Source organism: Pseudomonas sp. SJZ079 (assembly GCF_007993865.1).
Taxonomy (GTDB): domain Bacteria; phylum Pseudomonadota; class Gammaproteobacteria; order Pseudomonadales; family Pseudomonadaceae; genus Aquipseudomonas.
On record NZ_VIUH01000001.1, the window covers coordinates 131,517 to 142,320 of the forward strand.

Sequence of the window (10,804 nt, forward strand, 5' to 3'; positions counted from 1 at the left end):
TGCCCTGATCCGCCCGACCGGCGAACCCAGCCGACGCGACTGGATTGCAGTAATGAGCGCCATGCTCGGCGCGTTCATGGCGGTGCTGGATATCCAGATCACCAATGCCTCGCTGAAGGACATCCAGGGCGCGCTGTCCGCCACCCTGGAGGAAGGCTCGTGGATCTCCACCTCCTACCTGGTCGCCGAGATCATCATGATCCCCTTGACCGCCTGGCTGGTGCAGCTGCTCTCGGCGCGGCGCCTGGCGGTCTGGGTGTCGATCGGTTTTCTCGCCTCATCCCTGCTCTGCTCGCTGGCCTGGAGCCTGGAGAGCATGATCCTGTTCCGCGCCCTACAAGGCTTTACCGGCGGCGCGCTGATTCCGCTGGCCTTCACCCTGACGCTGATCAAGCTGCCGGAGCAGCATCGCGCCAAAGGCATGGCCCTGTTCGCCCTGACCGCGACCTTCGCTCCCTCGATCGGACCCAGCCTGGGTGGCTGGCTGACCGAGAACTTCGGCTGGGAATACATCTTCTATATCAACGTGCCGCCCGGCCTGCTGATGATCGCCGGCCTGCTCTACGGCCTGGAAAAGAAGGCACCGCACTGGGAGCTGCTGAAAAGCACCGACTATGCCGGCATCCTCACCCTCGGACTGGGGCTAGGCTGCCTGCAGGTGTTCCTTGAAGAAGGTCACCGCAAAGACTGGCTGGAATCCAGCCTGATCGCCGGACTCGGCAGCATCGCGGCGATCAGCCTGGTGCTGTTCGTCATCCTGCAGGTGTCGCGCCCCAATCCGCTGATCAACCTCGGCGTGCTGCGTGAGCGCAACTTCGGCCTGTCGAGTATTTCCAGCGTCGGCCTGGGCATGGGCCTGTACGGCTCGATCTATGTGCTGCCGCTGTACCTGGCGCAAATCCAGGGTTACAACGCCTTGCAGATCGGCGAGGTGATCATGTGGATGGGCGTGCCGCAGCTATTCCTGATTCCGCTGGTGCCGCTGCTGATGAAGGTGGTGTCGCCCAAACTGCTCTGCGCCTTGGGCTTCGGCCTGTTCGGCGCGGCCAGTTTCGCCTCCGGCGTGCTCAACCCGGACTTCGCCGGCGAACAGTTCAACCATATTCAAATCATCCGCGCCCTCGGCCAACCGCTGGTGATGGTGACCATCTCGCTGATCGCCACGGTCTACATCCAGCCGCAGGATGCCGGTTCGGCCTCCAGCCTGTTCAACATCCTGCGCAACCTCGGGGGCGCCATCGGCATCGCCCTGCTGGCCACCTTGCTCGACAGCCGCGCAAAGGTGTATTTCGACTACCTGCGCGAGTCGCTGGTGCCGAGCAACCCGCAGGTCGCCGAACGCCTGGCGCTGCTTACCGACACGCTCGGTAGCCAGCAGGCGGCGCTGGGCAAACTCAGCGAAATTGCCCATCAACAGGCGGCGATCATGGCCTACAACGACGCCTTCCACTGGATTGGCATCGCCCTCGGCATCAGCATGCTCGCCGTACTGCTAACTCGACGCTTACCCGCTGGCGCCACGGGCGGCGCCGCGCACTGAGCCAGCGCACAAGAATCAGACCTGCAGCAAGCGTTCGCGCAGCTTGTGAATGTCATCGCGCATCTGCGCCGCTGCCTCGAACTCCAGGTCGCGTGCCAGCTGGTACATCTTCTCCTCCAACTGGCGAATGCGCTTGCTGATCTCGCTCGGCGAGCGTAATTCGTTCTCGTAGCGCGCACTTTCTTCCGCCGCCTTGGCCATGCCCTTGCGCTTCTTGCTGCGTGAACCAGGCACCGTGGCCCCTTCGAGAATATCCTGGACGTCCTTGAACACGCCCTTGGGCACGATCCCATTCGCCTGATTGAAGGCGATCTGCTTATTGCGCCGCCGCTCGGTCTCGCCGATGGCACGCTCCATCGAGCCGGTCATGCGGTCGGCATAGAGGATCGCCCGGCCATTGAGGTTACGCGCGGCGCGGCCGATGGTCTGGATCAACGAGCGCTCGGAGCGCAGGAAACCTTCCTTGTCCGCATCGAGAATCGCCACCAGCGACACCTCAGGCATATCCAGACCTTCGCGCAGCAGGTTGATCCCCACCAGCACGTCGAAGGCGCCGATGCGCAGGTCGCGGATGATCTCGACCCGCTCCACCGTGTCGATATCCGAATGCAGGTAACGCACCCTGACCCCGTGGTCCGCCAGGTAATCGGTCAAATCCTCGGCCATGCGCTTGGTCAGAGTGGTAACCAGCACCCGTTCCTCTATCGCGACGCGCTTGTGAATCTCCGAAAGCAGGTCATCGACCTGAGTCAGCGCTGGCCGCACCTCGATCTGTGGGTCGACCAACCCGGTGGGTCGCACCAACTGCTCTATGACCCGGCCGGCGTGCTCGGCTTCATAGTTGCCTGGCGTGGCTGAGACGAAGATGGTCTGCGGGCTGGCGTTTTCCCACTCATCGAAGCGCATCGGTCGATTGTCCAGGGCCGACGGCAGGCGGAAACCGTACTCCACCAGGGTTTCCTTGCGTGAACGGTCGCCTTTGTACATGGCGCCGACCTGAGGCACGCTGACGTGGGATTCGTCGATCACCAACAGCGCCTTGTCCGGCAGGTAATCGTAGAGGGTCGGCGGCGCCTCGCCGGGGCCGCGCCCGGATAGATAGCGCGAATAGTTTTCGATACCGTTGCAATAGCCCAGCTCGAGAATCATCTCCAGATCGAAGCGGGTACGCTGTTCCAGGCGCTGCGCCTCCACCAGGCGACCGTTGCCGCGCAGGTACTCCAGACGTTCAGCCAGCTCCACCTTGATCTTGTCCACGGCCTCCAGCAGGGTCTCGCGCGGGGTGACGTAGTGACTCTTCGGGTAGAAGGTGAAGCGCGGCAGCTTGCGGATCACCTCGCCGGTCAACGGATCGAAGGCCGACAGGCTCTCCACCTCGTCATCGAACAGCTCGATGCGGATGGCTTCCAGGTCCGATTCGGCCGGGAAAATGTCGATCACATCGCCGCGGACGCGAAAGGTGGCCCGGGCGAAATCCATGTCGTTACGGCTGTACTGCAGGTCGGCCAGGCGACGCAGCAAGTCGCGCTGATCCATCTTGTCGCCACGATCGACGTGCAACACCATCTTCAGGTAGGACTCGGGGCTGCCCAGACCATAGATGCAGGACACCGTGGTGACGATGATCGCATCCGGCCGTTCCAGCAGCGCCTTGGTCGCCGACAAACGCATCTGCTCGATGTGATCGTTGATCGAGGCGTCCTTCTCGATGAAGGTGTCGGACGACGGTACATAAGCCTCGGGCTGGTAGTAGTCGTAGTAGGAAACGAAATACTCCACCGCGTTGTTCGGGAAGAAGCTCTTGAACTCGCCGTACAGCTGCGCGGCCAGGGTCTTGTTCGGCGCCAACACCAGGGTCGGACGCTGAATCTGGGCGATCACGTTGGCGATGCTGAAGGTCTTGCCGGAGCCCGTCACGCCAAGCAGGGTCTGGTGCGACAAACCCGCTTCCAGGCCCTCGACCATTTGCCGAATCGCCTCCGGTTGATCGCCGGCAGGCTGAAAACGGGTGACCAGTTGAAACTCGGACATGACTAACCTCGACAAGCGGTTGTGACGCAGCCTGACAGCCTACGTCAAACCCGGTGAAAAGCGAGTCCACGCTGTCGCGACACGCGACCCGGCTCGCTATACTAACGGCCCATTTATGCAACCCCTAGCCCCTGTCGTAGCAAGGTGTTGCATGCTTATCCACCGCTCTTCCTTCGAGACCGCCGCAACCATGAGTCTGTTCTCTGCCGTCGAAATGGCTCCGCGTGACCCCATCCTGGGCCTCAACGAAGCATTCAACGCCGATACCCGCCCCTCCAAGGTCAACCTCGGTGTTGGCGTGTACACCAACGAAGAGGGCCGAATTCCACTGTTGCGTGCGGTGGCTGAAGCAGAAAATGCGCTCACGGCAAAACACGCGCCGCGCGGCTACCTACCGATCGAGGGCATCGCCGCCTACGACCAGGCCGTGCAAACCCTGCTGTTCGGCGCCGACTCGAGCCTGATTCGCGAAGGCCGGGTGATCACCGCTCAGGCATTGGGTGGCACCGGCGCCCTGAAGGTCGGGGCGGACTTCCTCAAGCGCCTGCTGCCGGACGCTACGGTGGCCATCAGCGATCCCAGCTGGGAAAACCACCGCGCCCTGTTCGAGTCTGCCGGCTTTCCGGTGCGCAACTATCGCTATTACGACGCCTTCAGCAACGGCGTGAACCGTGGCGGCCTGCTCGAAGACCTGAAGAACCTGCCAGCCCGTTCGATCGTAGTACTGCACGCCTGCTGCCACAACCCGACCGGCGTCGACCTGAACATGGACGACTGGCAAGCCATCCTCGAGATCCTCCGCGAGCGTGAGCATGTACCCTTCCTCGACATCGCCTACCAGGGCTTCGGCGACGGCATCGAGGAGGACGCCGCAGCCGTGCGCCTGTTCGCCCAGTCCGACCTGACCTTCTTCGTCTCCAGTTCCTTCTCCAAGTCGTTCTCGCTCTACGGCGAACGCGTCGGCGCACTGTCCATCGTCACCGGCTCGCAAGACGAAACTTCCCGCGTGCTGTCGCAGCTCAAGCGCGTCATCCGCACCAACTACTCCAACCCGCCGACCCACGGCGCCAGCGTCGTCGCCGCGGTGCTCAACAGCCCGGAACTGCGCGCCATGTGGGAAGCCGAACTGGGTGAAATGCGCGAGCGCATTCGCGGTATGCGCCTGGCCATGGTCGAGCAACTGGCTGCCCTGGACGCCAAGCGCGACTTCGCCTTCGTCGCCCAGCAACGCGGCATGTTCTCCTACTCGGGCCTGACCACCGAGCAGGTCGAGCGCCTGAAAAACGAATTCGCCATCTACGCCGTCGGCACCGGACGCATCTGCGTCGCGGCGCTCAACCAGCGCAACCTGCCGGCCGTGACCCAGGCCATCGCCCAGGTTCTCTGAGGGTTTCAGGGGAAGTCTGCGGATACTTGACTTCCCCTTTTTAATCAGTAGGATACGCGTCGTTATTCCGCGATAGCTCAGTCGGTAGAGCAAATGACTGTTAATCATTGGGTCCCAGGTTCGAGTCCTGGTCGCGGAGCCAAATTCAAAAGCCTCGGTTAATCCCCGCGCTTTTTTGTTTCTGCCGGACTCTCACCTAGGACTGCGTCCCAGGTTATTCGCCAAGGCTCACCCCTTCGGGGCCGCGCTGAAGCGCGTTCAGCTGCTCTGTCGAGTCCTGGTCGCGGAGCCAAATTCGAGAGCCTCGGTCAACCCCGGGGCTTTTTTGTTTGTGCCGGACTCTCAGCTGAGACTGCGTCCCGGGTTATTCGCTACTCCTGAGCCTGAAAAAAAGGCCGGTCACTGACCGGCCTTTCTCATTCACAGTGCGGGCTAATTGACGCTTAACTTATCGCGATTCTTCTCCAGAATGGCTACGCCAATGCCCTTGACCTCCAGCAGTTCGTCGACCGTGGCAAAGGCACCATTGGCGTCGCGATACGCCACGATCGCCTTGGCCTTCGTCTCGCCAATACCACTCAACTCGCGTTGCAGAGTCGGCGCATCGGCATTATTGAGATTGACCTTAGCGGCCTCAGCGACCTGTATAGCTACAGGCTTTTCCGCTGTCACCTTTGCAGTGTCAGCGGCAGATACCGCCAGGGATGCAGCCGCCAGAACACCAAAAAGCACAGAAGAGATATAGCTTTTACGCATCGTAAACACTCCATGTAAGTGAGCTCGAGTCACCATGTGACCGGCACGGCACTTCCCTGCTCCGCGAGTTTCACCTTAGCCGCCAGCATCGCCCTGTCAAATTCACCCACCGTTTTTCAGGCTGGAGTCCCGTACAGCCGGCTGCGCTCGCGCCTCCAATTCTCCGCCCGAATGAACAAACTACAGAGAGATCCAAGCTCAGCCAATCGGCTAATATGCGAGGCCTTGCCATCACGTGCAGCTGACCATGTTTTCCACCGCTCGCCTTACCGTCGTTGCCTATCTTTTTTCCTGCTGCCTGGGCCTGCTGGCACTTGCCGGGCTGTGGTACGGCCTGGGTCAGCCGGTACACCTCGCGGACAGCGCCACGCCTGCGCACAAGCTGCAATGCGCCTCGTACACCCCATTCGACAAGCATCAATCGCCTTTCGAGCAGCCTCTGGCATTGCGCCCGGAGCGCATGGATGCCGACCTGGCGCTGCTTGCCGAGCGCTTCGAGTGCCTGCGCACCTACTCCGTGACCGGCCTGGAAGCGCTGCCTGAGCTGGCCCGCAAGCATGGCCTCAAGCTGCTCATCGGGGCCTGGGTCAGCCGTGACCCACAGGCTACCGCGATTGAAATCGACAGCCTGATCAAGACCGCCAACGCTTACCCGGATGTTGTCGAGGCGGTGATCGTGGGCAACGAAGCCCTGTTACGCAAGGAAGTCACTCCATCCCAGCTAGTCGCGCTGATCGAGCAGGTCAAAAGCCGGATCGAGCAACCGGTGACCTATGCCGATGTATGGGAGTTCTGGCTGAAACACCCGCAAGTCGCGCCAGCCGTGGACTTTCTAACCATTCACCTGCTGCCTTATTGGGAAGATGAGCCTGCGGGCATCGATGCCGCCTTGACTCAGGTTGCCCAGATTCACCAACTGTTCGCCAAACGCTTCGCCCCTAAAGAGATTCTCATCGGTGAAACCGGCTGGCCCAGCGAAGGCAGGCAACGCGAGACGGCGCTACCGAGTCGCGTCAATCAGGCGAAATACATCCGTGGTTTCGTCGCGATGGCCGAACAGTACGGCTGGCGCTACAACCTGATCGAGGCCTTCGACCAACCCTGGAAACGCATCAGCGAAGGTGCCGTCGGCGGCTATTGGGGCTTGTTCGACGCAGACCGAGGCGATAAATCCATCCTCGCCGGACCGGTCTCCAACCTGCCGCACTGGCCACTCTGGCTGGCCATCAGCGGCGGGATCTTCTTCGCCAGCTTGTTACTTGCCGGCCGGCCAGTGTCCAGCCGCGCGGCACTGCTACAACCACTGCTAGCCGCCATCGGCGCCGCCTGTATGGGTCTATGGAGCGAACAGGCCTGGGTCACCAGCCGCTTCGCCGGCGAATGGTTGTGGGCCGCCACCCTGCTGGGCTTGAACCTGCTGGTACTGAGCCACGTCATCCTGGCTCTGGCCGGCAAACTTGGCTGGCGCGCCCGGCTGTTCGTCTGGCTTGACCAGCGTGGCGGCTGGTGGCTGCTCGCCGCCGGATTTTCCGGGGCGGTGATGATGTTGGCCTTGGTGGTGGACGCGCGCTACCGCAGCTTCCCCAGCGTGGCGCTCCTGCTGCCCGCAGTGGTGTACTTGTGTCGGCCAACCCGCGGCCCGCGCAGTGAAATGGCCGTGCTTGGTCTATTGATCGGCGCCGGCATCGTGCCGCAGTTGTATCAGGAGACCCTGGGCAATCCGCAAGCACTCGGCTGGGCGCTGGTCAGTAGCCTGCTGGCCGCTGCGCTGTGGCGCAGCTGGCGAACTCAGCACTGCCCAGCGAGGCAGCGAGTCGTCAGACAACCTCGGCCACTGGCCGAGGCCGACGCACCAGACGCAACAACCCCAGCACCACTGCAAACACCGCCAGGCTAGCGCTGTACAGCACCAACGCCGACAAGCCCAGCAGCAAGCCCAGCGCCGCCAGCCGCCAGCCCCAACGCCCAGGGAAAACCTGCGCCAATAGCGCAGCCAGCAATGCCGACCAGGCCAACAACCGGACATGAATCAGCCAGCCCAGTCCGACCCGCAACTCACACGCCCAACGCTGCGGCGTCTGGACACACGCAGCCAGCCAGTGGTCGTTCTCGATCAAGGTAAACCGCAGCCCATAACTGCCAGCCACACAGAGTGAGGCAGCGATCAGCAGCATGATCACGGATAAGCGACGGGACATAGGTGACTCCGAAGAAAGGAACAGCGCCTGGGATTATCCTGCCCCCACGGGCAGAAAACCATGCCCATAAGCATTGCCGAACGGCACTGCAACCCGGCATGATCGCCCTCTTCAGCCTCTCAAGGAACGAGCATGTCCCGACTACATATCCGCCCAGCGCGACGCGATGATGTTGCACTGATCCTGGCCTTGATCGGCGAGCTGGCCGAATATGAGAAGCTCAGCGATCAGGTGGTGGCCACGCCTGAGCAACTGACTGCGCACTTGTTCGGCGAGCGACCTTACGCCGAGGTGCTGATTGGCGAGGTGAATGACCAACCCGCCGGCTTTGCCCTGTTCTTCCACAACTATTCGACCTGGCTGAGCAAACCCGGCATTTATCTGGAAGACCTGTATGTGCGCCCCGACTCGCGCGGCACGGGGCTGGGCAAGGCCTTGCTCGGCCGCTTGGCGAGTCTGGCGGTGGAACGCGGCTGCGGCCGTCTGGAGTGGGGGGTGCTGGACTGGAACGAGCCGGCGATCGGCTTCTATAAGGGCCTAAACGCACAACCAAAGGATGGCTGGACGGTGTATCGTCTGACGGGCTCGGCGCTGGAGGACCTCGCGGCCCAGTCGAGTTGATCGGCACTCGTTTGGTTCGCCGTTGTCATAACCCGGATATCCACCTGTACGCCCTCATACTACGGGACTTAGCCATGCCGTTTTATCGCCGTCTCGCCGCCCTGCTTAGCGGTCTAGCCCTTGCTGCGCCGCTGTGGGCGGCCGACATCGATGCGCAGAGCTATGGCTACCCCTTGAGCAATCCGTTCGAGGCGACCATCGCCACCACGCCCGCGGAATTGCGCCCTACCCTGCCAGCCGATGCGGATATCGACCAGGACGATTACCAGGTCAGACTGCGCCCCGAGCGCGAGTTCGAAGTACCGGAAAATTTCTGGTCGGTAACCAAGCTGCGTTACCGCCTGGCCCAGCAGAAAGGCGAAGCACCGCTGATCTTCATCATCGCCGGCACAGGTGCGCATTACGCCAGCAGCACGCCGGAGTACTTGAAGAAGCTGTTCTACGGCGCCGGTTATCACGTGGTGCAGCTGTCCTCGCCCACCAGTTACGACTTCATGACCTCCGCCTCGCGTTTCGCTACGCCGGGGTTTTCACCCGACGACGCCGATGATCTGTACCGCGTCATGCAAGCCGTGCGTGCGCAACACCCGCGCTTGGCAATCAGCGAGTACCACTTGACTGGCTACAGCCTTGGCGCACTGCAGGCAGCCTTCGTCAGCAAGCTCGACGAAACTCGGCGCAGCTTCAACTTCAAGCGTGTGCTGTTGCTCAATCCGCCGGTGAACCTCTACACCTCGATCAGCAACCTCAACAAACTGGTACAAACCCAGGTCGAGGGCGTCAACAACAGCACGACGTTCTACGAGTTGATGCTGGCCAAGCTCACTCGCTACTTCCAGAAGAAGGGCTACATCGACGTTAACGACGCCTTCCTCGCCGACTTTCAGCAATCGCGGGAACATCTGACTGACGAGCAGATGGCCATGCTGATCGGTGCGATATTTCGCTTCTCCTCCGCCGACATCGCCTTCACCTCCGATCTGATCAACCGTCGCGGCTTGATTACCCCAGTGGGCTACCCGATCAAGGAAGGCACCAATCTCACGCCTTTTTTCAAGCGCGCCCTGCAGTGCGACTTCGATTGTTACATCACCGAGCAGCTGATCCCGATGTGGCGTGCGCGCTATGACGGCACCAGCCTGAACCAACTGATTAACCAGGTCAGTCTGTATGCCCTGGAGGACTACCTGAAAAGCAGCGACAAGATCGCGGTGATGCACAACGCCGACGACATCATCTTAGGGGCCGGCGACCTTGGTTTCCTGCGTCGCACCCTGGGTGATCGCCTGACTGTTTACCCGCTGGGCGGACACTGCGGCAACCTCAACTATCGCGTCAACAGCGACGCCATGCTGGAGTTCTTCCGTGGTTAAGCCGTCCAAGAAAGCCCTCTTGCTGGCCCTTCTGCTCACCAGCGGCATGGCCCAGGCGCAACATGATCAGGTGGATGAAGACGGCTTCAAACAACCGATGAAGCACTTGCAGTTCAATCCAGGACTGGATCAGGAGGAGTTCGAGCGCGCAACGCTGACCGCACTGAACGTCTATGACCCATTGGAATCGTGGAACCGCCGCGTTTACCACTTCAACTACCGCTTCGACGAGTGGGTATTCCTGCCGATAGTGGACGGCTACCGCTACGTCACCCCGACGCTGGTGCAACGCGGCGTGACTAACTTCTTCAGCAACCTGGGCGATGTTCCGAGCCTGCTCAATAGCCTGCTGCAGTTCAAGGGCAAGCGCTCGATGAACACCAGCGCCCGCCTGCTGCTCAACACCACAATTGGCATAGCCGGGCTGTGGGACCCGGCGAGCAAGATGGGCCTGCCTAAACAAAAGGAAGACTTTGGCCAGACTCTGGGTTTCTACGGCTTACCGGCCGGCCCTTACCTGATGCTGCCAGTGCTCGGTCCCTCCAACCTGCGTGACACCGGCGGACTGGTGGTGGATTTCACAGCCAAGAATCAGGTCAACTTCCTCAATGTCGCCGAAGTCAGCACCCATCACCCGGAAATCATCCTGCTGGAAGTGGTCGATCAACGCTCCACCGTCAACTTCCGCTACGGCCAGCTCAACTCGCCCTTCGAGTACGAGAAGCTGCGCTACTTCTATAGCGAAGCCCGCAAACTGCAGATTGCCGAATAGGCCAGTTTGCCGAACAAAGGACTGCCTCTAGGTTTTAACTGGTTGCAGCTCCTGCCTTCCAGGCGCAGGCCCATGCACAGGGGCCAACAGACCGTAGCCCGGATGAAATCCGCGGCGCACCGCTAA

General features: G+C 61.4%; 9 protein-coding genes and 1 tRNA gene. 7 read left to right on the forward strand and 3 right to left on the reverse strand.

Annotated features, from left to right (window positions below):
• Positions 1-52 precede the first annotated feature (52 nt).
• Positions 53-1,540 carry an MDR family MFS transporter gene (locus FBY03_RS00505; protein WP_178090515.1) on the forward strand — a complete coding sequence of 496 codons (1,488 nt, stop codon included), beginning with the start codon at positions 53-55 and terminating at the stop codon, positions 1,538-1,540.
• A 15-nt stretch (positions 1,541-1,555) separates the two neighbouring features.
• On the opposite strand, the gene uvrB is transcribed toward FBY03_RS00505, so the two are convergent.
• Complete coding sequence (gene uvrB, locus FBY03_RS00510) at positions 1,556-3,571, reverse strand: excinuclease ABC subunit UvrB (protein WP_147170250.1); 2,016 nt, start codon at positions 3,569-3,571, stop codon at positions 1,556-1,558.
• A gap of 190 nt (positions 3,572-3,761) precedes the next feature.
• On the opposite strand from uvrB, the gene FBY03_RS00515 reads away from it, so the two are divergent.
• Both FBY03_RS00515 and FBY03_RS00520 read left to right on the forward strand, forming a co-directional pair.
• Positions 3,762-4,958, forward strand: a complete 1,197-nt coding sequence (locus tag FBY03_RS00515; protein ID WP_147170560.1) for an amino acid aminotransferase — start codon at positions 3,762-3,764, stop codon at positions 4,956-4,958.
• Between the two features lie 66 nt (positions 4,959-5,024).
• Positions 5,025-5,100: transfer RNA gene (locus FBY03_RS00520), tRNA-Asn, on the forward strand.
• Between the two features lie 290 nt (positions 5,101-5,390).
• On the opposite strand, the gene FBY03_RS00525 is transcribed toward FBY03_RS00520, so the two are convergent.
• Positions 5,391-5,714: a helix-hairpin-helix domain-containing protein gene (locus FBY03_RS00525; RefSeq protein WP_147170252.1), complete on the reverse strand. Its 324-nt coding sequence runs from the start codon at positions 5,712-5,714 to the stop codon at positions 5,391-5,393.
• A 247-nt stretch (positions 5,715-5,961) separates the two neighbouring features.
• Between FBY03_RS00525 and FBY03_RS00530 the strand changes: the two genes are divergently transcribed.
• Positions 5,962-7,611: a beta (1-6) glucans synthase gene (locus tag FBY03_RS00530; RefSeq protein WP_256677812.1), complete on the forward strand. Its 1,650-nt coding sequence runs from the start codon at positions 5,962-5,964 to the stop codon at positions 7,609-7,611.
• Here FBY03_RS00530 and FBY03_RS00535 read toward each other — a convergent pair.
• Positions 7,532-7,912 carry a hypothetical protein gene (locus FBY03_RS00535; protein WP_147170253.1) on the reverse strand — a complete coding sequence of 127 codons (381 nt, stop codon included), beginning with the start codon at positions 7,910-7,912 and terminating at the stop codon, positions 7,532-7,534. The two genes, FBY03_RS00530 and FBY03_RS00535, sit on opposite strands and share 80 nt — an antisense overlap.
• Positions 7,913-8,044: 132 nt before the next feature.
• Between FBY03_RS00535 and FBY03_RS00540 the strand changes: the two genes are divergently transcribed.
• The 3 genes from FBY03_RS00540 (at position 8,045) to FBY03_RS00550 (ending at position 10,678) form a co-directional block, all read left to right on the forward strand.
• Positions 8,045-8,533, forward strand: a complete 489-nt coding sequence (locus FBY03_RS00540; protein ID WP_147170254.1) for a GNAT family N-acetyltransferase — start codon at positions 8,045-8,047, stop codon at positions 8,531-8,533.
• A gap of 74 nt (positions 8,534-8,607) precedes the next feature.
• Positions 8,608-9,906 (forward strand): serine/threonine protein kinase, encoded by a 1,299-nt coding sequence (locus FBY03_RS00545; protein WP_147170255.1) that lies wholly within the window; start codon positions 8,608-8,610, stop codon positions 9,904-9,906.
• 46 nt (positions 9,907-9,952) lie between these two features.
• Positions 9,953-10,678 carry a VacJ family lipoprotein gene (locus tag FBY03_RS00550; RefSeq protein ID WP_147170561.1) on the forward strand — a complete coding sequence of 242 codons (726 nt, stop codon included), beginning with the start codon at positions 9,953-9,955 and terminating at the stop codon, positions 10,676-10,678.
• The last annotated feature ends 126 nt before the right edge of the window (positions 10,679-10,804 follow it).